Raw genomic sequence first — 23,607 nt, 5'->3', positions numbered from 1 at the left:
GCCTCACAGCGGGGCTCAGGCGGACAGGCCGCGGCTGATCAGGTCGGCGACGGCGAAGGCGAACAGGGCGATGCCGACGAAGCCGTTCGCGGTGAGGAAGGCGCGGTTGACCCGGGAGAGGTCCTTCGGCGAGACGATCGCGTGCTCGTAGCTGAACGCCGCCGCCGTGACCGCGAGGCCGGCCCACCACCAGGCGCCGTTGTTCTCCATCAGCCCGTAGGCGACGAACAGCGCGAAGGTGACGACGTGGGTGACGGTGGAGCCGAGGAGGGCGCCGCGGACCCCGAAGCGCGCCGGCACGGACCGCACCCCGATGCGGCGGTCGACCTCGGCGTCCTGGCAGGCGTAGATGAGGTCGAAGCCGCCGATCCAGGAGCCCACCGCGAGACCGAGCACGACCGCCGCCCACGACCAGTGGCCGGTCACCGCGATCCAGGCGCCGATCGGCGCGACGGCCTGCGCGATGCCGAGCACGGCGTGCGGGAAGTCGGTGAAGCGCTTGGCGTACGGGTAGATCACCAGGGGCGCCACCGCGATCGGGGCGAGCGCGAGGCACAGCCAGGACAGCGTGGCGGCGGCGGCGAGGAAGACGCCGAGGGCGACGACGGAGCCGACCACGGCGGTGCGCACCGACACGGCGCCGGTGACGAGCTCCCGGCCCGCGGTGCGCGGGTTGCGGGCGTCGATGGCGCGGTCGATGATCCGGTTCGCGGCCATCGCGAAGGTCCGCGCGGCGACCATGGCGACCGTGACGAGCGCGAGAGCGGTCCAGTGCACCGACCCGGACGCGGCAAACGAGGCTGCCAGGGCGGCGATGTAGGCGAACGGCAGCGCGAAGACCGAGTGCTCGATGGCGACGAGCCGCAGGAACGCCCGCACGTGCCCGATCGCCTGCTCCTGGCCGCCGCCGGCACCTCCGCCGGGCCTGGCGGTGCCACCCGACGCGCCCGGCAGAAACGCTGCGTCACTCACCGCGAGCACCCACCCACTGCCTCTTCTGCTTGCCTGGAGGCATGGGCGTCCGATGTATCCCTCTGGATGGGCGAGGAGAGGTGGTCACAGGCCGTACTCCTTCCAGCGGCGGGTCACCTGGGCGCGGACCGCTTCGTCCATGACGATCTCCTCGGGCCAGCCGCCCTCGCGGCGATAGCCCTCGGTCGGCAGCTTGCGCGTCGCGTCCACCCCGACCTTGCCGCCCCAGAACTGCTCGTAGGAGGCGTGGTCGAGGTGGTCCACGGGGCCGATCGTGGTGATCAGGTCGTGGGCGTAGTCGACGTTGCCAAACGCCCGCCAGGCCACCTCGGCGTAGTCGTGGACGTCACAGTCGGCGTCGACCACCACGATCAGCTTCGACAGCGACAGCAGCCCGGCGCCCCAGACCGCGTTCATCACCTTCTGCGCATGCTTGGGGAAGCGCTTGTCGATGGAGACGATGCAGCAGTTGTGGAAGACGCCGGCCTCGGGCAGGTCGTAGTCGACGATCTCGGGGATCATCATCTTGATCAGGGGGCGGAAGATGCGTTCGGTGGCCTTGCCCATCGGCCCGTCCTCCTGCGGCGGGCGGCCGACGACGATCGTCTGGAAGACCGGGTCGCGCTGCATCGTCATCACGTCGACGTGCAGCGCCGGGAACGGCTCGACCGGCGTGTAGAAGCCGGTGTGGTCGCCGAAGGGGCCCTCCGGGAGCCGCGCGCCCGGCTCCAGCCAGCCCTCCAGCACGATCTGGGCATTCGCCGGCACCCGCAGCGGCACGGACAGGCAGTCGACCATCTCCACCCGTTCGCCGCGCAGATAACCGGCGAACAGGTACTCGTCGATGTCGGCGGGCAGCGGCGCGGAGGCGGCGTAGGTCACCGCCGGGTCGCAGCCGAACGCGATCGCCACGGGCAGCCGCTCCCCGCGCCGCTCGGCGACGGCGTGGTGGGCGTTGGAGTCCTTGTGGATCTGCCAGTGCATGCCGACGGTGCGCGCATCGTGGCGCTGCAGCCGGTACATCCCGAGGTTGCGCGCCCCGGTCTCCGGGTGGCGGGTGTGGGTGAGACCGAGGTTGAGGAAGGCGCCGCCGTCGTTCGGCCAGGCGTGCACCCCGGGCAGCCGGAACAGGTCGACGTCCGGTCCCTTGAGCACGACGTCCTGGCACGGCGCGGTGCGGACCCGCCGGGGCGGGATGGACGTGAGCGAGGCAGCCTTGCCCAGCGCGTCGCGCAGCCCGGACAGGCCGGTCGGCAGCTCCGGGCGCAGCAGCGCGGCGAGCCGGTCGCCGATCTCATCGAGGCGGTCGACCCCGAGCGCGGCGGCCATCCGGGCCTCGGTGCCGAACAGGTTGATGGCCAGCGGCATGTCGGCGCCGCGGGGGGACTCGAACAGCAGCGCCGGCCCCCGCTCCCGAACCACCCGCGTCACGATCTCGGTGACCTCCAGGTGGGGGTCGACGGGCACGGAGATCCGTCGCAGGTCCTTCCGCCGTTCGAGGTGAGCGAGGAACGCGCGTAGATCCGCCCAGGCCATGCCTCCATCCTGGCAGCCGACGCGGCCGGCCGTCCGACCTCCCACCATCCGTCACGACGGAAACCCGGGGAGTCACGACGCGCCGCCGTGACGGTGAGCGGGCGGACGCCGGCGGCGGCCGATGGCGGACCGGCCGGACGCGGGCCGGGGCCGGAGGGCACACTAGGGATACACGGGCCGGCCATCACCGCGACATGTGCGCTCTCCGGGGAGGGCACCGCACGCTCGTCTGCCCCTTTCGGCGATGCCGCGCAGGGCCGGGACTACACACCCGCCGACCGATGTTCATACCCCATATGTCGAGCCGGATGTAATCGATCAAGGAGAGCGGAAGGAGCGACCAGCCTGTGCTGGGCCTCGCGCTGAGTTTCGTGGTCATCGGTATCTGGGCGTACATGATCGCCGACGTGTTCGGGACCCCGTCGGATGAGGTACGCAGTATGTCCAAACCAATCTGGATTATGGTTGTGATTCTCTTCGTCTTGCTCGGTTCCGCCGCGTGGTACTTCTTCGGTCGCCCCCGGGCGAACGGGCTCGGAGCGCGGCCGCCGCGGCGCGCGGTCTCGGACCACCCGGCCTTCGGCCAGCGTTCGACCTGGGACGTCGACCGCCGCGAGGGGGGCCTGGGACGGCCCGGTTCGCGGATGGGTACCCGGCGCCCGGCCGTGCGGCCCAAGGGTCCGGACGACGACCCGGAGTTCCTCCGCGAGCTCGCGGACCGCATTCGCGGCGGCGACGCGGAGCCCCCGTCCGCCCGCGGCTGACACCGTCCCCAACCCCCACCGCCGAGCCGAGCAGCACCGAGCCGCACCGAGCCGCGCCTCGCTCTCTCCGAGCCGCGCCTCGCTCGCTCGCTCGCTCCGAGCCATACCGGCCGGCCATGGTCAGGCTGAACCCGACCCCACAGCGATCAAGATCATCGCGGGGTGGAGTCTCACGCCACCACGAGGGACGATCCTTGCCCTTTCAGGGGGATGAATCGGACGCGGAGCCCTCCAGAAGGGCAAGGAAGGTCGGCCGCGCGCGCTGCGCTTCAGAGAACGGTTCACGCGGAGCGGACCGACGGACGTACGTGACGCGGTTGCGCGCTCGGCGTGGATCCATCCGCGTCCGTGCCCCTGATCACGGCCCGGAGACGCGCAGGGCCCCGGGGCCAAGGCGGGCGGCCCGGGGCCCCGAGGTCCGGCGGACTGCCGCCGGGTCAGACGCCCGCGTAGGAGTGCAGACCGGTGATGACGAGGTTCACCAGGTAGTAGTCCACGAACAGCGCGGTGAACGCGACCAGGGAGATGGCGGCGGCCCGCCGGCCCCGCCAGCCAGCGGTCGCCCGCGCGTGCAGGTAGGCCGCGTAGCAGACCCAGGTGATGAACGACCAGGTCTCCTTGGGGTCCCAGCCCCAGTACCGGCCCCAGGCCGCCTCGGCCCAGATCGCCCCGGCGATGATCGCGAAGGTCCAGATCGGGAACGCGAACGCGATGACCCGGTAGGACAGGGTGTCGAGAGCCGCGGACGACGGCAGGCGCATCACGATGCCGCCGCGGCTCTGCATCGCGCGGCTGGCGTCGGCCCGGCCGGCCGCCACCTCGGCGAGCCGGTTCTCCCAGCGCTCCTTGACCAGGAACAGCACCGTGGTCACCGCGGAGATCAGGAACACCCCGCTGGAGACGATCGCGCCGACCACATGGATCTTCAGCCAGTACGAGTTGAGCGCGGGCACCAGGGGTCCGGGCGCGACGTAGAGCACCGTGCCGGCGAAGCCGAGGTAGAGCACCACCGGCACCATGACGAAGACGCCCAGCCAACGGACCTGCTGCCGGGTCATCAGGGCGAGGAACGTCGTGACCGCGATCAGACAGATCATCGACGAGTACTCGTACATGTTGCCCCAGGGCACCCGGTCCGCCGCGATGCCACGGGTGACGACTGAACCCAGGTGCAGCGCCCAGCCCACCACCGTGAGCAGCACGGCGATCCGCCCGATCCACCGGGCACGGGCGGGCACCTCGACGTCGCCGTCGTTGCCGGCGACCAGGGTGTGAGCGGCGGTGTCCCGCTGGCGCACCGCCTCGATCTCGCGGGCGCGCGCCGCCGCGAGCGCGGCCGCGGCGGGATCGTCCGGGTCGATCTCCACGCCGGAGCCGGCCTCCGCGGGGGCTCCGGCCCCGACCAGCACGGCCGGCCGGTCGGCCGCGCGGGCGGCGGGAACCTCGGCCGCCAGCTCCGCGGCACCGCGGCGCGCGCCCAGGCGGCTGAACGCGAACTCGGCCGCGTAGCCGAGCATGGCCGCGGCGTAGACCGCCATGCCGCTGCCAAACAGATGATCGGAGAGGCTGGCTACGCCCTCGTTGACCGCCATCAGTGCTCCCGTTCGCTGGCGTTCGACGCGGCGCCACCGGCTGCGGTGCCGCGCGATTCCGTAGTGCTCGGCGCCGCGGCGCCGCCTGGCGCCGCGGGCTCGCCCGGCGGCGGTGCCGCCGCCTCGGGCCGCGGCGCCGCCTCCCGCCCGCCGGCCGGGCCGGTCGCCTCGCGGACGAGGGTGGTGAGCTGACCGAGTTCGACGGCGAAGCCGTCCCCGTGCGACCGGGACAGGCCGCCGATCTCGACGACCGAACCGCCCTCGGGTGCCGGGCTAGCCCGGACCCACAGGCGGCGGCGGTGCACCCGCAGGCTGGCGATCAGCCCGGCGATGATGAGCACCGCGAAGATCAGCGCCTCCCGCTTGAACGGGTCGGACTTCACCTGGAAGGTGGCGAACTCCGCGACGCTGTCGGCCTCCAGGCTCAGCCCGCCGGGCAGCCCGCTCAGGGTCCGTTGCCGAGGGTTGTTCAGGGCGAGCACCTGCGCGTTGCGTGCGGTTCCGGCCGGACCGTTCAGGGTGAGCTGGCGCATGTCCTGGGTGTCGACCGTGTACACGTTCTGCGGCACGCCCTCGTCGAGGTGAAGGTTGCCGACGAAACCGGTGATCGTCAGGCCGGGTGCGCGGGCCGCCGGGAAGGTCGAGACGTAGCCCTGGGTCGGGTCGAGGTGGGTCGTCGGCGTGAACACGCCGCTGAAGGCGAGCTGCTGGGGCTCCTTGCGGACGCCGAGCGGCGCCAGGCCCGTGTCGGGAATCTTGACCGTGCAGGTCGAGGTGAACATCCCGTCCCGTGGGGTGCAGGGCACGTTGCCCTGCCAGACCGTCCGGCCCTTGGCGTCCCGCAGGACGAAGTGCGGGGCGTACCCGTGCCCGATGAGGTAGACCTTGGCGTTGCCGAGGACCAGCGGATGGTTCACCCGGATCGTCGCCTGCCGGGTCGGTGCGTCCAGGTCGGGCGAGTAGGCGACGTCGGCGCGGAAGTCCGACGGCTCGCCGTTCGGCTCGTAGGCGGCCGCGAACCGGTTCAGCGTCAGCGAGAACGGACGCAGCTTCGCGGTGTCGACGAGCTTGCCGCCACTGAACTGGTCGTAGGAGATGATCGTGTTGGCCATGCTGTCCCCGGTGACGACCAGCGTGGTCCCCTGGTAGCCGAACCAGGAGCCGAAACCGACCGCGGCCAGCAGCCCGACCAGGGCGACGTGGAAGACAAGGTTGCCCGTCTCGCGCAGGTAGCCCTTCTCGGCCGCGACGGAGTGGTCCGGCGAGCCGTCCGGCCGCTGGGTCCCGGCGGGGGCGACGCTGGCGCGGAACCGGCGCCGGCGCAGTGCCGCGCGAGCGGCGGCCGTCGCATCGGCCGGGGCCAGCGGGCTGGTCCACGAGCTGCCACCCGGCAGCCGGCCGGGCCGCGCCGGTGCCTTCGGCGGAGCGGTGAACAGTGCCCTGGCGTGCCAGCGGATGCGCGACGACAGGCAGCCGATCAACGAGATGAACAGCAGCAGGTAGATCGCCGCGAACCAGGGGGCGGCGAAGACGTCGAAGCCGGAGAGCTTGTCGAGCAGGGGCCCGAGGGTCTGGTGCTTCGACAGGTACTGATCGACCCGCATCGGGTTGATGTTGCGCTGCGGCAGCAGCGACCCCGGCACGGCGGCCAGAGCGAGCAGGAACAGCAGCACCAACGCGGTGCGCATGCTGGTGAGCTGCCGCCAGGAGCGAACGGCGAGCGCCAGCGCCGGATGCCGCCCGGCCCGGGTCCCGCCGGACGCCGACGCGTACTGTCCCGCGGCACCGCCGGCCCTACCGGCCGCGGATCGGCGAGCTCCCCCGGCAGAGGTCGGGTCGGCGCCGAGTCCGGCAGCTCCGTCAGCCCCGTCGCGCCCGTCGGACCCGGCTGGCGCGAACACGTCCGGCGCGACGGCCACGCGGGCGTCGGCGTGCCCCTCGGGCAGCCGGCGTCCGCTCGAGGAATCCGGGGCGAACCCGACGGCCTCCTCGTCGATGAGGCCCGCCGGATCGATGAGGCCCGCCGGATCGATGGAGCCCGCCGGATCGGCCGCGTCCGGGTCGCCGGGGCTCGGCTTCGGCGCGAGGTCGGTGGCCGCACCGGCAGGCTCGTGGGGACGGGTGGAAGAGGTCACAGCGGCGTCTCCGAGAAGCCGGGGGCATAGGGCCGCAGGTTGCCGATCAGGTCGGCCCACTCCCCGGTGAGTTGGAGCACCCCGACCGCGACGAGCAGCACGCCACCGGTCAGGGTCAGGGCGCGGGTGTGTCGCCGTAGCAGGTGCAGGGCGCCGACGGCCCGCCGGAAGGCGAGCCCGACGGCGAGGAACGGCAGCCCGAGTCCCAGGCAGTACACGGCGGAGAGGAACGCGCCCCGGCCGGCCGTCGCACTCGTCACCGCCAGCCCCTGCACTGCCGCCAGCGTGGGACCGAGGCAGGGGCTCCAGCCGATGCCGAACAGCACCCCGAGCACCGGCGCGCCGAGCAGGCCGGGGCGCGGCAGCCGGTGGAAGCGCCACTCGCGGTTCGCCCAGGACATCCGGGAGAACAGCCCGGCGAAGGCCAGGCCCATGACGATGGTGAACGCCCCCAGGAGCTGGCTCATCCCGACCTGATGGCGGACCAGCCACTGACCGAGTCCACCGAAGGCCGCGCCGAAGGAGACGAACACCGAGGTGAACCCGAGCACGAACAGCCCGGTGCCGGCGGCGACCCGCCCGCCGACGCGCAGCCGGCCCAGCCGCGGCCCGAGACCGGCGAACCGCCCGCCGCGGCCGCCGTCCCCGGTCTGCGCTGCCGTCGATCCGGCGGCCGGGACGGCAGCATTCCCGCCGGGGACGGACCATCCGGCCGCACCGGCCGGTGCCGGTGCCGGCGGCGCGGCAACAGCGACGGCCAGGACCGGCTCGGACGCCGCAGCGCGATCGGCCGACCCTGACGGTGGACGGGCGGGGCGACGCTCACGGTCCTGGAGCTCCTCGCCGGACAGGCCGGTGATGAAGCTGAGGTAGCCGGGAACGAGGGGCAGCACGCACGGTGACAGGAAGGACAGCAGCCCGGCCGCCGCCGCGACCGGGGCGGCGAGCAGCACGGGCCCGTCCGTGACGAGCCCGACCACGCTCACCGCGGGTCCCCCAGCCCGCTCGGCCGCCGCCCGCTCACGCCTCGGCCTGCAACCGGGTCAGCACGGGCTTGAGATCGTCCTCGGGCACGACCGGGCCGGTGAAGCGGGCCGCGATGCGCCCGTTCGCGTCGAGCACGAAGGTCGACGGCAACCCCGGGGCGACCGGCCAGCCCGCGGCGAGCGTGCCCAGCCGGTCGACGACGCTCGGGTACGGCACGCCGTTGTCGCGCACGAAGGCCTTGGCGCCCGACGGATCCTTCTCGTTGACGCCGAGGAACGCCACCGTCGGGTTTGCCTTGGAAAGCTGCACCAGGCCGGGCGTCTCCGCCCGGCAGGGGGCGCACCACGAGGCCCAGAAGTTGACCACGACGATCTTCCCCCGCAGGGACGCGACGTCGAACGCGGCTCCGTCGAGGTTCTTGCCGGCGAGCTCGGGCGCCTCGTGCCGGTTCCCGGCCGGGACGAAGTCCTTGCCGGCGGACTGCTGGACGAAGTTGAAGCCTCCGCCGCCGGTCGCGTCGACCGTTCCTCCCCCGCCGGAACAGGCCGCCACCAACCCCGCCACCGCGAGCACCACCGCGGCGAGCCCGACCCGCCTGATCCGCGTCCGCTGCCGGCGCGACCCCGCGGCCCGGTCATGGACAACGCCTGCCACCGGCGTGTCCGACCTGTCACCCGACGCGGACCGCCGTCCCATCTCCGCCACGCGAACCAGTATGTGCCCTGCCCCTTCCCGGCCCGGAACCCGTCTACGACCAACTGTAGAACTCAACTCAGCGTAGGCGGCGAGGCCGGCGGACGCGCGTGGAGTTCGACACGGCAGACACCACTGGGCTCGGCGGCTACCAGGTGGGTACCATCCCGCCGTCGACCCGGAGGTCCGCGCCGGTGATGTTCCCGCTGCGATCCCCGGCGAGCAGGACGACGGCGGCAGCGACCTCCTCCGGCGTGCTGAACCGGCCGGTCACGGAGCTGCCGGCCGCGGCGTCGACGACGCTCGCGGGGTCCGCGCCGGTGGCTCGCGAGACGGTGGCGGCGACACCGTCGGACCCCAGCCACAGGTCGGTGGCGACCGGGCCGGGACTGACCGTGTTGATTCGCACGCCCCGACCACCGACCTCCCGGGCCAGCGACTTGCAGAAGTTCGCCAGCGCGGCCTTCGCCGCGCAGTAGTCGATGACCGCCGGATCGGCGAGGACCGAGTTCACGGAGCTGATCGTGACGATGGAACCGCTGCCGGCGGCGAGCATCAGTGGCAGCGCCGCCCGGGTCGCCCGCACCGCGGCGAGCAGGTTCAGGTTGAGCGTTCCCAGCCACATCTCGTCGGTGACCGAGCCGAACCCGCCGGGCCGGGCGGGCGCGGAACCGACGTTGTTGACCAGGATGTCGACCCGCTCGCCGGCCCACTCGACGAGCGCGGCCGGACCGTGGGGGGTGGCCAGGTCCACCAGGTGCACCCGCACCGCGCCGGTGGCCGCCAGCTCGTCGAGCTCGGGCGAGCTGCGACGGGCTCCGGCCACCACCGTGGCGCCCTCGGCGACCAGCGCCCGAACCACCGCCAGGCCGATGCCCCGGCTCGCCCCCGTGACGACGGCGATCCGCTCGAGCAGTCCCATGTCCATTCCGAACCTCCATTGTCGGCAGCGCCGTACGGCCGTCGGCCGTAACCGTCCCTCATCCACGCGGCCGGTAGCACCGGACCGCGAGACGGACGGTCACGGCGGCGTGCTGCCGCGGCCAGGCCGCCTCGGCCCGATGGCGCAGGTCCTCGGCCGTGCGGTGGTGGCCGGTCGGGCCCATCAGGGCCAGGTCGACGGCCTCGTCGGGGGACAGCACGAGCGGAATGTCCAGGCGTTCGACAGCGGCCGGAGCGAACCGGTCGGCGGTCCGCTCGTCGAGTCGATCGCCCTTGTCCGGCTGCATCCCGACCAGCCCGAGCGGGCCCCGCAGCTCGGCGAGATGGCCCGGTTCGGGGGTGACGACGATGAGCAACCCGTCCGGCCGGAGCACCCTGCGCATCTCGGCCGGGTTGCGCGGGGCGAAGACGTCGAGGAGCACGTCGACGCAGCCGTCGGCGACCGGCCACGGGCCGGCGGCGTCGAAAGCGACCGCTCCGATCCGGGGGTGGGCCCGCGCGGCCCGGCGCAGCGCGTACTTCGACACGTCGACCGCGACCCCGGCTGCCCCGGCGGGCAGCGCGGCGAGCACTCCGGCCAGGTGGTGGCCGGTGCCGGCCCCGATCTCGAGCACCACCGGCCCCGAACCGGCCGGCCCCGAACCGGCCGGCGGGGCGGGGTGGGCTGTCGTGCTCGCGTCCCGGCTCGGGGCCTGAGCCGTCCCGACGGCGGGCGGTCCGGCGGCGGCGAGCTCGGCCAGCCGGGTGGTGAGCGGCCGGTAGTGCCCCGCCCCGAGGAAGGACTCCCGCGCCGCGACCATGGCGGCCGTGTCGCCGGCGATCCGGCGGGTGTGGCCGGTGCGCAGGTTCACGTAGCCGCCGCGCCCGAGGTCGAAGCCGTGCCCGGCGGCGCAGCGCAGGGAGCCGCCGTCCCGCTGCAGCGCACCGGCGCACACCGGGCAGCGCAGCACCGACAGCACCGCCCCGACCCCGACATCACTGTCACCGCCACTGCCGCCACTGCCGCCACCGACGCCGACGCCGACGCCACCGCCGACGGCAGGTTCGGGCGGCGGTGCCGACGGACGCGACGGGGTTCGGCGGGTCAGGCGCCGACCGATCCGGGCAGGTTCGCGGTCGGGCCGTTCGGTTCGGCGTACTCGACCCCGACGAGCTCTCGCCCGCGGTAGACCGCGGTGGTGACGCTGGCCAGGCCGCACTGGCGCCGGTCGGGACGGTGCCACAGGTGCACCCCCTCCAGCGCTCGCCGGGCGGTCCACACCGGGAGCTGGTGGCTGACCAGCACGACGTGCCGCCCGGGGTGGACGTCGCGCCACTCGGCGACGGCAGCGAGCATCCGCTCGGCGATCTCGGTGTACGGCTCGCCCCACGACGGCCGGAACGGGTTGGCCAGCAGCCGCCACAGGTGCGGGTAGCGCAGAACCGCGGGGCCCGCCTCGAACGGTTTGCCCTCGAAGGCGTTGCGGCTCTCGATCAGCCTCGGGTCGACCTCGATGGGCAGTCCGTGGGCGGCGGCGATGGGAGTGGCCGTCTGCTGCGCGCGGTCCAGGGGGCTCGCGACCACGGCGGCGATGTCCAGCCCGGCGAGGAACTCCGCCGTCACCTTGGCCTGGCGGTGGCCCGTCTCGGACAGCCCGAATCCGGGCAGCCGGCCGTAGAGGACCTTCTCCGGGTTGAAGACCTCCCCGTGGCGGACCAGGTGCACCCTCGTCAGTGGGTGCTGCCCCGGCTCGCCGTCCACCGGCTCCTGGGTCGGGCCCGTCATGACCGGCCCCCGCTCGTCGCGGGCACGGGCGCCGGTTCGGGCACGGCGGCGGCGGCACGGGCGGCGGCGGGCGCGGCGGCGGCGATGCGCTCCATCGTGGCGTCGTCGTGGGCAGCCGAGACGAACCACGCCTCGAACGCCGACGGCGGCAGGTAGATCCCCGCGTCGAGCATGCTGTGGAAGAACGCGGCGTAGCGGGCGGCGTTCTGTGCCTGGGCGCCGGCGTAGTCGACGACGGCCGCGGCGTCGGTGAAGAAGAAGCTGAACAGTGAGCCGGCGCTGCTGGGCAGGTGGGCGACGCCCTCCTCGGTGAGCGCCGTCGAGACGATGCCGGCGACGTCGGCGGCGCGGGCGTCGACGGTGGCGTAGACGTCGTCGGTGCAGGCCCGCAGGGTGGCCAGCCCCGCCGCGACGGCAATCGGATTCCCCGACAGGGTGCCGGCCTGGTAGACGGGGCCGGCGGGGGCGAGCCGCGCCATCACGTCGGCGCGGCCGCCGAACGCCGCCGCGGGCAGGCCCCCGCCCATCACCTTGCCGAAGGTGAACAGGTCCGGCGACCAGTCCTCGATGGCGCCCTCGATGCCCCACCAGCCGGCCCGGGAGATCCGGAAGCCGGTCATCACCTCGTCGAGGATGAGCAGCGCGCCGTGGACGTCGCACAGCCGGCGCAGGCCGGCGTTGAAGCCGGGCAGCGGCGGGACCACGCCCATGTTGGCCGCGGCGGCCTCCGTGATGACCGCGGCGATCGTGTCGCCGCGCTCGGCGAAGACGGCCTCGACCAGGGCAAGGTCGTTGTAGGGCAGGACGATGGTGTCGGCGGTCGCGGCGCCGGTCACGCCGGGGGTGTCGGGCAGCCCGAGGGTGGCCACCCCGGAGCCGGCGGCGGCGAGCAGGGCGTCGACGTGCCCGTGGTAGCAGCCGGCGAACTTGATGATCGTGGACCGGCCGGTGAAGCCCCGGGCCAGCCGCACGGCGCTCATCGTCGCCTCCGTGCCGGAGTTGACCAGCCGCACCTTCTCGACCGGGCCGACCCGCTCCACGATCAGCTCGGCGAGCTCCACCTCGCCCGGCGTCGGCGTGCCGAAGCTGGTGCCGGCGGACACCGCCCGGGACACCGCCTCGACGACGGCGGGATGGGCATGGCCGAGGATCATCGGCCCCCAGGAGCAGACCAGGTCGACGTAGGTACGCCCGTCCGCGTCCGTCAGATACGGACCGTCGCCGGACACCATGAAGCGAGGGGTGCCGCCGACGGCCCGGAAGGCGCGGACCGGGGAGTTGACCCCACCGGGAACGACACGCTCGGCGCGCCGGAACAGCTCTTCGGAGGCCGGCGCGGCAGAGGGAACCACCATGCCCCCGATCCTCGCAGGTCCACTCGGCCACCCGCGCCTCGCGTGGCCAGCGGCACGCCCGCGACCGCCCGTCGGCGCTCCGTCGGGCGCCGCAGCCGCGCCCGCGGCCCAGCACCCGGGTGGAGCGCCGCCGGTGGACGGGGGTCTGCCCCGGCCGCCCACCGGCGGCGGACTGTGCGCCAGGACCCCGGCCGGCCGGCAACGCGGATCGCGCCCGGCAGCAGCTCCGAGGCCACCGTCCGTGACCGCCGTCGTGGGTGGTTCGACAAGGATGCCGGGCCCGCGGCGGTGGCGGAGGGGATGGCGACGTTGTCCTGATAGTGCCCGGTGCAACGGCCACGCGCCCGATCCCGAACTACTGATCGATAGGCGAGCCTGGCCTAGCCGGGGGTCCCCCGACGGGTGGTTCGCCGCGGCAGTGGACTTTCCCGCCGACTCACCCCGCGGCTGGCCCGTTCGGGCGTGAGCACTCTCACGCCACCGGCACGTTTCATCGGGCATGCCTGCTCCCCGGCTGGATCGCCGCAGCCGCCCGGTACAACCCGGTGGACTGGGCGGTCACCGCCGCCCGGGAGGCGATCAGCGCCGACCCGGACGGGACGGCCGCCGGCCGGCGGCGCCCCCGCCACCGGGCCACGCCGGCCTCGTTGAGACGGCGTGCGCAGTGTCATCGATCGTCGCTGATCTTCACAGCCGCCGGACGCGCAGCACGCAGGTCAACATCGGCAGGGTGAACTCACCGCGGGCGGTCTCCGGTCGGCTCGCGAGGAAAACGCGGATCCGCCCCAGCGTGGCCTCGCGTTCCTGTTCCGGCATGACCAGCATCCCCGCCCTCGTCGCGAGTGTCGCGACGAGGGAGTCGGCGGTACGACGCTGCCCGTGCCGGAACTCGGCCTGCTCCGGCGAGCCGAACCGGGCGGCCATCCCAGTCCTGGGAAGGTGCAGGTCGGCCGTCTCAGCGCGCCAACTGGTGGGCGTGTCCCGCGGGCCGATGGCCGCGCTCCCGCTGACCTGCGCGAGCCCGGCAACCCAACGGCATCGACGGACGCGTCCGGCAGCGGTATCGCCTCGGCGCTACCTGGCAGGGCACGGACAACCGGCAGTGCGCGGCGCAGCTCGGTCAGCATCGCCGGGTCGGGCTCGACCGCGATGACCTCGGCGCCCAGCGCGAGCAGCGTGGCGGTGAGCTTGCCGGTTCCAGCGCCGAGGTCGAGCACGCGCGGACCGGGCGCGCGCTCGAGCGCCCACCGCACCGCGGCCTGGGCGTAGTCCGGGCGGTGCTCGGCGTACGCGACCGCCGCGGTGCCGAACGACGAGCTGAGAAGTAGCCGGTCATCCTGGCCCACGCGATCATCCTATCGGTGCTGCCGCCGGTCAGAGGTCGGCATGCGCTGCCTCGGCCTCGACCGAGGTGTCGTGCCGTTCGCCGCGGGGCAGCAGGAGCAGGGCGACCGCACCGGCGACCGCCATCAGGGCCACCGGGAGCAGCAGGGTGTGGCGGAAGGCCGCGACCACGCCGCCGGCCGCGGTGGCGGGGATGTCGCCGGAGAGGTCGGCGCCCTGGTCCAGGCCGGCCAGGCTCGCCAGGTTCGACGCGAGCAGCACCGACGTCAGCGCGGTGCCGACGGAGACGGCGACCTGGTTGGTGATGTTCAGCAGGGTGCTGCCGGCGGCGGTGTCCCGGTCGGGCAGGTGACGCATCGCCGTCGTGATCGTGGGCATGATCGTCGCACCGGTCCCGATTCCGGTCACCGCCATCGAGGCCAGCAGACGCCAGTACGGCGTGTTCGCGTCGAGCTGGAGCAGGGTGGTCAGCAGTCCGGCGGTCGCGATCACGATGCCCGCCCCGACGACCCGCGCCGGTGGAACACGATCGATCAGCCGGCTCGCGACCTGCAACGACACCCCGGTGGTCAGCGCCTGCGGGATGGCCAGCAGTCCGGCGGCCGCCGGGCTCTGCCCCCGGACGAGCTGCCAGTACAGCGGCACGATGAACATCGAGCCGAAGTAGGCCGCGGCGAACAGGCCCAGCGTGCCGGCCCCGGAGGCGACGGCCCGCCGGCCCAGCAGGCGCACCTCGACCAGCGGGCGCCGCGTGCGCAGCCGCACCGCCCGCAGCACGAACACCACGCACAGCCCCAGCCCGAGCAGCGCCGGGACCAGCACGGCCGCCGAGACGAGGGTGCCACGCCGGCCGCTTTCCGCCAGCCCGTACACGACGGCGGCCAGCCCCGGCCCGATCAGCGCGAGCCCCGGCACGTCGAGCCGCTCGCGGACACCCTCGGGCGCGTCGCGCGGCAGCAGCCACAACGCCAGCGGAATGGCGACCAGCGCGATCGGCACGTTGATCAGGAAGATCCACCGCCAGGAGTACTCGACGAGCCACCCGCCGAGCGTCGGCCCGGCGAGCGGGCCGACGAGCACGGGCAGCCCCAGAACGCCCATCGTGCGGCCCCGGACCTCCGGCCGGGCGCTGCGCATCGCGATCGTCATCGCGATCGGGTTGACCAGCCCACCGCCGATCCCCTGCAGCACCCGGAAGGCGACGAGCGAGCCGATGTTCGGGGCCAGCCCCGCCAGCAGCGAACCCAGCCCGAACAGGCCCAGCGCGGCGACGTAGACGCGGCGGGTGCCCAGGCGCGCGGCGAGCCACGCGGTCGTCGGCACCACGACCGCGAGCGCCAGGGTGTAGCCGGTGGTGACCCACTGGATCACCGCCAGCGGGGCGTGCAGGTCGCGGGAGAGGCTGCGGATCGCGACATTGGTGATGGTCACGTCGAGCACGACCATCAGCCCGCCGAGCACCAGCACGGCAAGCGTGAGCCGGGTCTGCCGGTCGATTCCGGCCGACGGGCCGGGAGCCGCCGGCCCGGCGACCGGTCGTCCTGTGGCCCCGCGGACGGGGTCCGATCCCGGTTCGGAGCCGTGGGGCCGGAGGTTCGGCGGGTCGGGATGGTCGAGGGCTGTCGGGGGCGAAGTGCCTGCCATCACGGTCCTCCTCGGCCAAGGCTGCCCGGCGGAATCTCCACCGCACCCCGGCCGGCCAACAGTCTCGAACCTGAAGTCGACATGAGGTCAAGGCCACCGCGCGATCCCCCTACGACTGGTCCTGACCCGGCGCACAAGCGGCCGGGCCATAGGACAATCGCGTGGTTACCCGTCGGTGCCGTCCCGCGCGACCGGACCGTGGCGCACAGCCGGCACCGACGTTCGGGGCTCGACCAGCTCAGGTGGCCCAAGGCCGCCGGAGGAGGGAGGCGGCGATGGCCGTCCACCAGTGCGGAGTCGACGGGTTACCGGTCAGCTACACCGATATCGGTAGCGGCCCGGTGCTCCTGTTCGTCCACGGCGTCTACGTGACCGGTGCCCTGTGGAAGGACCTCGTCGCCCTGCTCGGCGACCGGTACCGCTGCATCGTCCCGACCTGGCCGCTCGGCGCGCACGAGCCGGTGGGCGACGCGGACCTGAGCGCCGCGGCTACCGCCCGTCGGATCCTCCATCTGATCGAGCTTCTCGATCTGGACGACGTCACGGTCGTCGCCAACGACACCGGCGGCGGGCTGGTCCTCACCGCCCTGGGGGACGACTCGTTGGACCTGGCCCGCATCGGCGGCCTCGTCCTGACCAACTGCGACAGCTATGAGCACTTCCCACCGGGGTCGTTCCGGCACATCGCCCGACTGTGCCGGGCCAGCCGCCGGCTCGGGGCCGTCGTACTGAGCACGCTCGCCAGCGGGCCCGGCCGCGCCTTCTTCATGAAGGCGGTCTGCGTGACGGCTGTGCCCCGCCCCCGGCAGGACGAGATCTTCGGGCCGTTCGCGACGAACGCCAGCACCAGGCACGAGGCGGTGCGGGTGACGGCATCCCTGGATCCCGCCCTGACCATGCGGGCGGCTCCCGCGATCGAGCGGTTCTCCCGCCCCGTCGTGCTGGCCTGGGGCACCGACGACAAGCTCTTCCCGCTCGACCACGCCCGCCGGCTCGCGCAGGCGTTCCCGAACGCCCGGCTAGTCGAGATCTCCGACAGCTCCACTTTTGTCATGCTCGACGCTCCCGACCGGTTGGCCAGGATCGTGGCCGAGGCCGTCGACGCCCGCCTGGAGGCCGGCACCGATCCCGGTCTGCCGGCCGAGGCGGCGCTGCGCACCGACCAGCCGCGCTCGGCCCGGGTGCACGACTAGGACCTGGACGGCAAGAACAACTCCCAGACCGGCCGGTCAGCTTTCTGTACGCGCATCGGGCCGGTCACGGGCTCAGCCGCGCCTGTCCGCAGCCGGTCTCGCCCGAGAGCTCGTCGCGGACGCCCGGCAGACTGTCGAGGGGGCCGGGGCCGGCGGTCCTGTGGACGAGCGACACCAGGCTGGCCTGGTGGAATCGGTAGTAGTCGAGGGTCAGCGTATACGCGCCGGATGAGGTGCTCGGCCCCGTCTCGGTGACGATTGCCGCCGCGGGGACGGCGGCGGGGCGGCACGCCCACGCCGCGACGAATCCGGTTGATCCACCATAGGCAAGCGCGGCCTGTTGCCCGGCCCGGGTGACCAGGTGCAGGTGACCGTCGAAGTATCGGAAGACGGCCGCGGTCTGGATGGACGCACCCTGGTCGGTCTGGACGAACACCTCGGCGTGGCCATCGCGGTCGGCGTCGGCCGCCCCGAGGACGTGGATGTCGACGAACGTCGGGTCACCGGCCCGAAAGCGGACTGCATCGTCGCCCCCTCCGGTGTAGCGGGCGTGGAGCGTCCCCGGCTGGGTGATGGTCAGGGTGTCAGGTCGACCGTCACCGTCGACATCGCCGTTCAGGGCGACTGCTGGCCGGACCGGCGTTGTGCTCGTAGTCGGCGTGCGGGTCGCGGTCGGCGTGCGGGTCGCGGTCGCGCCTGTCGTCGGTGTGTCGGCAGTGGCGGTCGTCACCGCGGAGGTGCCCGTGGTGGCGGCCCCGCCAGGTGCCGAGAGATCCGAAGCTCGGTCATCGGAGCAGGAGGCGAATAGGAGTGTCCCGGCGAGTATGGCGAAACCGGGAAGGAGGCGACTACGGAGCACGACTTTCCTCCAGCCACATGCCGTTACCTACGCAAAGATGGCAATGAACCCACGCCCCCGCCAAGGAAGCCCGTGCCAGCCAGGTGAATGACAGCGGCGACCTGCACCACCGTCAGGCGAGACGCACAGGAAAAATCTACTGCGCACCTCGTGGCGCATTACCTCACTGTCGCATGACGGACAGGTTCGAACCGTCCCGGGCTGTTTGGAGATCTGACTTTACCCGACGCGGATAACCGAACTCGTGCCTGCGGTCGACGTCGCGGCCCACGGCACGCGGACTAATGTCGGCCGGCCGCATCACTCCTCGCTCCCGTGCTGGCCGTGCCCCGTCTGCACGGCCTGGACCCGGACCCGGACCCGGGTAGGTACCGTGGCTCCTTCGGAGATCCGCCCCTGCGCCCGGTACCGTCTTGGGCGGGCACCGGCGCAGGACGAGGGGACGGGGGCGAGACGTGCGGGTCGCGGTCTTCTCGTCGAAGGACTACGACCGCCGGTTCCTGAGCAGCGTCCGGACCGGTGACCTCGAGCTGAATTTCATCGAACACCGGTTGACCGAACAGACCGCGGGTCTGGCACAGGGACATGCTGCGGTCTGCGTGTTCGTCGAGGACGAGGTGTCGGCCGGCGTGCTGACCAGGCTCGCCGCGGACGGCATCCGGCTGGTGGTGCTGCGCTCGGCTGGGCATGACAATGTCGACCTCGCCTGCGCTCGTTCGCTCGGCATCGTGGTGGCCCACGTGCCGGCCTACAGCCCGTACGCCGTCGCCGAGCATGCAGTCGCCCTGATCCTCGCGCTGAACCGCCACGTGTGCCGGGCCTACAACCGGGTGCGTGAGTACAACTTCGCTCTCACCGGCCTGCTCGGTTTCGACCTCCACGGACGCACCGTCGGCGTGATCGGCACCGGGGCGATCGGCACCGTCTTTGCGCGGATCATGACGGGATTCGGATGCCGGGTGATCGCGCACGACGTCAGGCCCAACTCGGAATGTGAACGGCTCGGGGTCAGGTATGTCGAACTGGACCAGATTTTCGCCGAATCCGACATCATATCGCTGCACTGCCCGTTGACTCCCGCCACGCACCACCTCGTCGATGCCGATGCGCTGGCCCGGATGAAGCGCGGTGTGATGCTGGTAAACACCAGCCGCGGCGGCCTGCTGAACACCGCCGCCGTCATCTCTGCTCTCAAGAACGGGCTGATCGGCTATCTCGGGATCGATGTCTATGAGGAGGAGAACGCCCTCTTCTTCGAGGACCGGTCGGAACGGGGAGCGTTCGACGACGACCTGTTCGCGCGGCTACTGACGTTCCCGAACGTTCTGGTGACCGGGCACCAGGGTTTCTTCACCGCCGATGCACTGACGCGGATCGGCGAGGTCACGATCGCCAATCTCCTGGGTTTCGAACGAGGCGACGGCCCGCAGTTCCCAGTCACGACCAGCGACTGAAGCCGGGCCGGGCCGGGCGACCGGACTGATGGCCCCCCGCGGCCAGGCCGACGGAGGCTGCGACGCCGGCCCCACCGGCGAGGGACTGACCGACGCCGAGGTCAGCGCTTACGCCGGCGTCGCCGGCAAGCCGTAGGCGGGCGGTGCCGCTCCCGGCGGCCGTCACGGGGGCGGGCGGGTAGGATCTCCCTGTGTCGACGGCACGTGTCACCGCCGAGGCGGCGAGCCCCCGGATGATGCTGATGTCCATGCCATCCGGCCTTTTCCGCGCGTCCTGACAGACCACCGATGAGGCCCCGACGGAGCCTCATCTGCGAGGTTGCGCACCGGGGCGGGAGGATCCGAAACCGATGGGTCGCTACTTCGTGACGACGGCCATCCCGTACGTCAACGGCAAGCCGCACGTGGGGCACGCGCTGGAGCTGGTCGAGACCGACGCGTTCGCCCGGCACCTGCGGGCACGCGGTGACGAGGTCCGGTGCCAGACCGGCACCGACGACAACGCGCTGAAGAACGTCCAGGGCGCCGAGGCCGAGGGCATCACGCCCGCGGAATACGTCGAGCGGGTGGCCACCCGGTTCAGCTCCCTGCGCGAGCCGCTGAGCCTCTCCTTCGACGACTTCATCAAAACCAGCTCCGACCCGCGACACCGGCCCGGCGTGGAGAAGCTCTGGGCGGCCTGCGCCGAGCGCGGCGACTTCTACCGCAAGAGCTACGCGGGCCTGTACTGCGTCGGCTGCGAGCTGTTCTACGCCCCCGACGAGCTGGTCGACGGCCGCTGCCCGGAGCACGGGACCGTGCCGGACCTGGTCGAGGAGAGCAACTGGTTCTTCCGGCTCAGCCGCTACCAGGATCAGTTGCACGAGCTCATCTCCAGCGACCGGCTGCGCATCGAGCCGGCCACCCGCAAGCGCGAGGTGCTGTCGTTCATCGAGGCCGGGCTGGAGGACTTCAGCGCATCCCGGAGCATGACCCGGGCGCGTGGCTGGGGCATTCCGGTGCCCGGCGATCCCGACCAGGTCATCTACGTCTGGTTCGACGCCCTCGGCAACTACATCACCGCGCCCGGGTACGGCACCGACGACGCCACCTTCCAGCACTGGTGGAACGACAGCGACGCCCGCGTCCACGTCATCGGCAAGGGCATCATCCGGTTCCACGCCGTCTACTGGCCGGCGATGCTGCTCTCCGCCGGCGTGCGCCTGCCCGACACCATCTTCGTGCACGAGTACCTCACCGCGGACGGCATGAAGATTTCCAAGTCGGCCGGGAACGCGGAGGACCCGGCGGACATCGTCGCCGCCTACAACACCGATGCGCTGCGCTGGTGGATGCTGCGCGACGTCGCCCGCAGCGGCGACACCGACTACACCACCGAGCGGCTGCTCACCCGGGCCAACGAGGACCTCGCGAACAACATCGGCAACCTGGTCAACCGGACCGTGTCGATGGTGAAGCGTTACCGGGACGGGGTGATCCCGCCCGTCGCGGCGGACAACCCGGGGGCCGCGGCGCTGCGGGCGGCCCGGGAGCAGGCGCCGGCGACGATCGACGCGGCGTTCACCGCGTTCGACTTCCGCCGCGCCGCCGAGGCCATCACGACGATCGGCAACGAGGGCAACCGCTACGTCGAGGCCGCCCGCCCCTGGGACCTCGCCAAGGCCGAGCGCAAACAGGACGCGCCTCCGGCCGCCCTCGACGCCGTGCTCGCCGAACTGGTCGCCACCTGCCGCGAGCTCGCCGCGCACCTCACCCCGTTCCTGCCCGACGCGGCGCCGCGCATCGCCGCCCAGTGCGGCGACGGCGGCCCCCGCGTCGCCGATCCCGCCCCGGTGTTCCCTCGGCTGGAGGCCGCCCCGGCCTAGGATCGTGCCGCGACCGCGGGGGCCGGCCGCGTGGATGGCGTCGCCACGGGGCCGGCCGCCGGCAGCGGGGCGAACCGGCGCAGCCGCAGGCTGTTCGTCACGACGAACACCGAGCTGAACGCCATCGCCGCGCCGGCGATCATCGGGTTGAGCAGGCCGGCCGCGGCCAGCGGGAGCGCCGCCACGTTGTAGGCGAACGCCCAGAACAGGTTCCCCCGGATCGTGCGCAGGGTGGCCCGGGACAGCCGGATCGCGTCGGCCACCAGCCGCGGGTCGGCGTTGACCAGGGTCAGGTCGGACGCCTCGATCGCCGCGTCGGTTCCGCCGCCCATCGCCAGCCCGAGATCGGCCTGGGCGAGTGCGGCGGCGTCGTTCACCCCGTCGCCGACCATGGCCACGACCCGGCCCTCGTCCTGCAACCGGCGGACCGTCGCCACCTTCTCCTCCGGCAGGACCTCGGCGATGACGTCCTCGGGCGCGATCCCGACCTCGGCGGCGACCGCGCGGGCCACGGCCTGCGCGTCCCCGGTCAGCAGAACCGGATGCAGACCGAGCCGACGCAGGGCGGCGACGGCCTCGGCGGCGGTGGGCTTGACCGTGTCGGCGACGCTGATCAGCCCGCGCGCGGCGCCGTCCCAGCCGACGACGATCGCCGTGCGCCCGGCGTCGAGCTCCCGGGCCAAGGCGCCCGCGAGCTCGGTCGGCAGCTCGGCGAACAGGCGGGCCCGGCCGACGACGACCGACCGGCCCTCGACGGTGCCGCGCACGCCGAGCCCGGCGTCGTTGGCGAAGTCCGTCACCGGCGGCAGCGACCCGCCGCCCGCCGCCCGGGCGGCGTCGGCGACGGCCCGGGCGATGGGGTGCTCGCTGGCGTCCTCGGCCGCCCCGGCGAGGCGCAGCACGTCGGCGGCGCTCTCCCCCGGCGCCGGGTGGACGGCGGCGGTCCGCATCCGGCCGGTGGTCACCGTGCCGGTCTTGTCGAGCAGCACGGTCTGCACCCGCCGCGTCGATTCGAGCACCTCCGGGCCACGGATGAGGATGCCGAGCTGCGCACCCCGCCCCGTGCCGACGAGCAGGGCCGTCGGGGTGGCCAGACCCAGCGCGCACGGGCAGGCGACGATCAGGACGGCGACCGCGGCGGTGAACGCGTCCGTCGCCGGCTGCCCGGTGGCGAGCCAGACGCCCAGGGTGATCAACGCGGCCGTGATCACAGTCGGGACGAAGACCGCCGAGATCCGGTCGGCCAGCCGCTGGACGCGCGCCTTGCCGCTCTGGGCCTGCTCGACGAGCCGCGCGATGCGGGCGAGCTGCGTGTCGGCCCCGACCCGGGTCGCCTGCACGACCAGGCGACCGCCCGCGTTCACGGTCGCACCGACCACCGGATCCCCCGGCCCGACCTCCGCCGGCACCGACTCGCCGGTGACCATGCTCGCGTCGACCGCGGAGACCCCCTCGAGCACGACCCCGTCGGTCGCGATCTTCTCGCCGGGGCGGACGACGAACTCGTCGCCGAGGCGCAGCTCGTCGACCGGGATCCGCGTTTCGACCGTCAGGCCCCCGGGCCCCGACACCGGACGGCGCACCGTCACGTCCTTCGCCCCGAGGTGCAGCAGGGCCCGCAGCGCCGCACCGGAGCGGCGCCGGGCACGCAGCTCGAGGAACCGCCCGGTGAGCAGGAACACCGTGACCCCGGCGGCCACCTCCAGGTAGATCGCGGTGGCGCCGCCGCCGGCGTGGGACATCCCGCTACCGCCGTACGACATCCCAGCCCCGGCGGTGCCGGTGCCGACGTCGGACAGGCCGCCGGTGAGCGAGAACGAGTGCCGCATTCCCGGGTCACCGGCCCCGCCGAAGATCAACGCGTAGAGCGACCACCCGAAAGCCGCGAGCGTGCCGAGGGAGACCAGGGTGTCCATGGTGGCCGCACCGTGCCGGGCGCCTCGGGCCGCCGCGGCGTGGAAGGGTCGGCCGCCCCAGAGGACGACCGGTGTCGCCAGCGCCAGGCTGACCCACTGCCAGTAGTCGAACTGCCAGGCGGGCACCATCGCGAGCACGAGCACCGGCAGCGCCAGCACCGCCGAGACGGTCAGGCGCCGACGCATCGCCCGCAGGCCCGCGTCCCGCGACTCCGCCTCATCGCCGACGGCGCCGGCGGCGTTCACCTCAGCGCCGTGGGCGCCGGCGGCGCCCACCCCACCGCCAGCGGCGCCCGCCGCACCGCCCGACCCGCGGATGGTCGAGCCGCTCGTCGCGGCGGCGGGCAGACTCGCCGTGTAGCCGGCGGCCTGCACGGCCCCGATCAGCTCGTCGACCGTCACCGGGCCGGCCGCACCGACCGGTGCCGGCCGGGCGAGGGTGATGGTCGCCTTCTCCGTGGCGTAGTTCACCGAGGCGCTCACGCCGTCGATCCGGTTGAGCTTGCGCTCCACCCGTGCCGCGCAGGACGAGCAGGTCATGCCGCCGATCGCGAGCTCGACCCGGACCGGCTCGCCGGCCTCGACCCCGAC

General features: G+C 73.2%; 19 protein-coding genes and 1 pseudogene. 4 read left to right on the top strand and 16 right to left on the bottom strand.

Going from position 1 to position 23,607, the window contains the following annotated elements:
• Positions 1-15: 15 nt before the first annotated feature.
• Together mqnP and FF36_RS11865 are read right to left on the bottom strand one after the other, a co-directional pair.
• Entirely contained in the window at positions 16-972 is a 957-nt protein-coding gene (gene mqnP, locus FF36_RS11870) for a menaquinone biosynthesis prenyltransferase MqnP (protein WP_044885155.1), read from the bottom strand.
• Between the two features lie 84 nt (positions 973-1,056).
• Positions 1,057-2,508: a menaquinone biosynthesis decarboxylase gene (locus FF36_RS11865; RefSeq protein ID WP_044885098.1), complete on the bottom strand. Its 1,452-nt coding sequence runs from the start codon at positions 2,506-2,508 to the stop codon at positions 1,057-1,059.
• Positions 2,509-2,855: 347 nt separating this feature from the next.
• Here FF36_RS11865 and FF36_RS11860 point away from each other — a divergent pair, with 347 nt between their 5' ends.
• A complete protein-coding gene (locus FF36_RS11860) occupies positions 2,856-3,272 on the top strand; it encodes a PLD nuclease N-terminal domain-containing protein (RefSeq protein WP_044885097.1) in 417 nt (138 codons plus the stop codon).
• Positions 3,273-3,709: 437 nt separating this feature from the next.
• Here FF36_RS11860 and ccsB read toward each other — a convergent pair whose 3' ends face one another.
• From ccsB to FF36_RS11810, 12 genes and pseudogenes are all read right to left on the bottom strand, one after another.
• Complete coding sequence (ccsB, locus tag FF36_RS11855) at positions 3,710-4,864, bottom strand: c-type cytochrome biogenesis protein CcsB (RefSeq protein WP_044885096.1); 1,155 nt, start codon at positions 4,862-4,864, stop codon at positions 3,710-3,712.
• Entirely contained in the window at positions 4,864-6,999 is a 2,136-nt protein-coding gene (gene resB, locus FF36_RS11850) for a cytochrome c biogenesis protein ResB (protein WP_044885095.1), read from the bottom strand. The genes ccsB and resB overlap by 1 nt, the downstream gene beginning before the upstream one ends.
• The gene (locus tag FF36_RS11845; protein ID WP_044885094.1) at positions 6,996-7,985 is read right to left on the bottom strand and encodes a cytochrome c biogenesis CcdA family protein; all 990 of its coding nucleotides are present in this window, start codon (positions 7,983-7,985) and stop codon (positions 6,996-6,998) included. The genes resB and FF36_RS11845 overlap by 4 nt, the downstream gene beginning before the upstream one ends.
• A gap of 34 nt (positions 7,986-8,019) precedes the next feature.
• A complete protein-coding gene (locus FF36_RS11840; protein WP_242422447.1) occupies positions 8,020-8,640 on the bottom strand; it encodes a TlpA disulfide reductase family protein in 621 nt (206 codons plus the stop codon).
• A gap of 187 nt (positions 8,641-8,827) precedes the next feature.
• Positions 8,828-9,601, bottom strand: coding sequence for an SDR family oxidoreductase (locus FF36_RS11835; protein WP_236705513.1), 774 nt, complete (start codon positions 9,599-9,601; stop codon positions 8,828-8,830).
• A 58-nt stretch (positions 9,602-9,659) separates the two neighbouring features.
• On the bottom strand, positions 9,660-10,580 hold the full coding sequence (locus FF36_RS11830) for a putative RNA methyltransferase (RefSeq protein ID WP_063870351.1): 921 nt from the start codon (positions 10,578-10,580) through the stop codon (positions 9,660-9,662).
• A gap of 125 nt (positions 10,581-10,705) precedes the next feature.
• Positions 10,706-11,386: a histidine phosphatase family protein gene (locus FF36_RS11825; RefSeq protein WP_044885092.1), complete on the bottom strand. Its 681-nt coding sequence runs from the start codon at positions 11,384-11,386 to the stop codon at positions 10,706-10,708.
• Entirely contained in the window at positions 11,383-12,741 is a 1,359-nt protein-coding gene (gene hemL / locus FF36_RS11820; RefSeq protein WP_044885091.1) for a glutamate-1-semialdehyde 2,1-aminomutase, read from the bottom strand. The genes FF36_RS11825 and hemL overlap by 4 nt, the downstream gene beginning before the upstream one ends.
• A gap of 490 nt (positions 12,742-13,231) precedes the next feature.
• On the bottom strand, positions 13,232-13,378 hold the full coding sequence (locus FF36_RS35415) for a hypothetical protein (protein WP_157866935.1): 147 nt from the start codon (positions 13,376-13,378) through the stop codon (positions 13,232-13,234).
• 50 nt (positions 13,379-13,428) lie between these two features.
• Complete coding sequence (locus tag FF36_RS41455) at positions 13,429-13,665, bottom strand: hypothetical protein (protein ID WP_236705543.1); 237 nt, start codon at positions 13,663-13,665, stop codon at positions 13,429-13,431.
• A gap of 167 nt (positions 13,666-13,832) precedes the next feature.
• Positions 13,833-13,958: pseudogene (locus tag FF36_RS41450) on the bottom strand (methyltransferase domain-containing protein); the annotation flags it as partial.
• Between the two features lie 157 nt (positions 13,959-14,115).
• Positions 14,116-15,729, bottom strand: a complete 1,614-nt coding sequence (locus FF36_RS11810) for a DHA2 family efflux MFS transporter permease subunit (protein ID WP_052681060.1) — start codon at positions 15,727-15,729, stop codon at positions 14,116-14,118.
• Between the two features lie 275 nt (positions 15,730-16,004).
• Here FF36_RS11810 and FF36_RS11805 point away from each other — a divergent pair, with 275 nt between their 5' ends.
• Complete coding sequence (locus tag FF36_RS11805; RefSeq protein WP_082121850.1) at positions 16,005-16,922, top strand: alpha/beta fold hydrolase; 918 nt, start codon at positions 16,005-16,007, stop codon at positions 16,920-16,922.
• A gap of 64 nt (positions 16,923-16,986) precedes the next feature.
• Here FF36_RS11805 and FF36_RS37730 read toward each other — a convergent pair whose 3' ends face one another.
• The gene (locus FF36_RS37730; RefSeq protein WP_242422446.1) at positions 16,987-17,652 is read right to left on the bottom strand and encodes an FG-GAP repeat domain-containing protein; all 666 of its coding nucleotides are present in this window, start codon (positions 17,650-17,652) and stop codon (positions 16,987-16,989) included.
• 584 nt (positions 17,653-18,236) lie between these two features.
• On the opposite strand from FF36_RS37730, the gene FF36_RS11795 reads away from it, so the two are divergent.
• A complete protein-coding gene (locus FF36_RS11795) occupies positions 18,237-19,235 on the top strand; it encodes a 2-hydroxyacid dehydrogenase (protein ID WP_044885090.1) in 999 nt (332 codons plus the stop codon).
• A gap of 350 nt (positions 19,236-19,585) precedes the next feature.
• Complete coding sequence (locus FF36_RS11785; RefSeq protein WP_044885088.1) at positions 19,586-21,100, top strand: methionine--tRNA ligase; 1,515 nt, start codon at positions 19,586-19,588, stop codon at positions 21,098-21,100.
• On the opposite strand, the gene FF36_RS11780 is transcribed toward FF36_RS11785, so the two are convergent.
• On the bottom strand, positions 21,097-23,556 hold the full coding sequence (locus FF36_RS11780) for a heavy metal translocating P-type ATPase (protein WP_370657232.1): 2,460 nt from the start codon (positions 23,554-23,556) through the stop codon (positions 21,097-21,099). The genes FF36_RS11785 and FF36_RS11780 overlap by 4 nt on opposite strands.
• Positions 23,557-23,607 lie beyond the last annotated feature (51 nt).

The organism is Frankia torreyi, assembly GCF_000948395.1.
GTDB classification, from domain to species: Bacteria; Actinomycetota; Actinomycetes; order Frankiales; family Frankiaceae; genus Frankia; species Frankia torreyi.
The sequence above is the reverse complement of the archived record's forward strand: the minus strand, read 5'-3'. Positions and strand labels throughout refer to the sequence as shown.

Coding starts and splice junctions, on each gene's coding strand:
- FF36_RS11785 (WP_044885088.1), top strand. CDS start 19,586: ATGGGTCGCTACTTCGTGACGACGGCCATCCCGTACGTCAACGGCAAG.
- FF36_RS11780 (WP_370657232.1), bottom strand. CDS start 23,556: ATGACCTGCTCGTCCTGCGCGGCACGGGTGGAGCGCAAGCTCAACCGG.
- FF36_RS11835 (WP_236705513.1), bottom strand. CDS start 9,601: ATGGGACTGCTCGAGCGGATCGCCGTCGTCACGGGGGCGAGCCGGGGC.
- ccsB (WP_044885096.1), bottom strand. CDS start 4,864: ATGGCGGTCAACGAGGGCGTAGCCAGCCTCTCCGATCATCTGTTTGGC.
- FF36_RS11825 (WP_044885092.1), bottom strand. CDS start 11,386: ATGACGGGCCCGACCCAGGAGCCGGTGGACGGCGAGCCGGGGCAGCAC.
- FF36_RS41455 (WP_236705543.1), bottom strand. CDS start 13,665: ATGGCCGCCCGGTTCGGCTCGCCGGAGCAGGCCGAGTTCCGGCACGGG.
- FF36_RS11865 (WP_044885098.1), bottom strand. CDS start 2,508: ATGGCCTGGGCGGATCTACGCGCGTTCCTCGCTCACCTCGAACGGCGG.
- FF36_RS11810 (WP_052681060.1), bottom strand. CDS start 15,729: ATGGCAGGCACTTCGCCCCCGACAGCCCTCGACCATCCCGACCCGCCG.
- hemL (WP_044885091.1), bottom strand. CDS start 12,741: ATGGTGGTTCCCTCTGCCGCGCCGGCCTCCGAAGAGCTGTTCCGGCGC.
- FF36_RS11805 (WP_082121850.1), top strand. CDS start 16,005: ATGGCCGTCCACCAGTGCGGAGTCGACGGGTTACCGGTCAGCTACACC.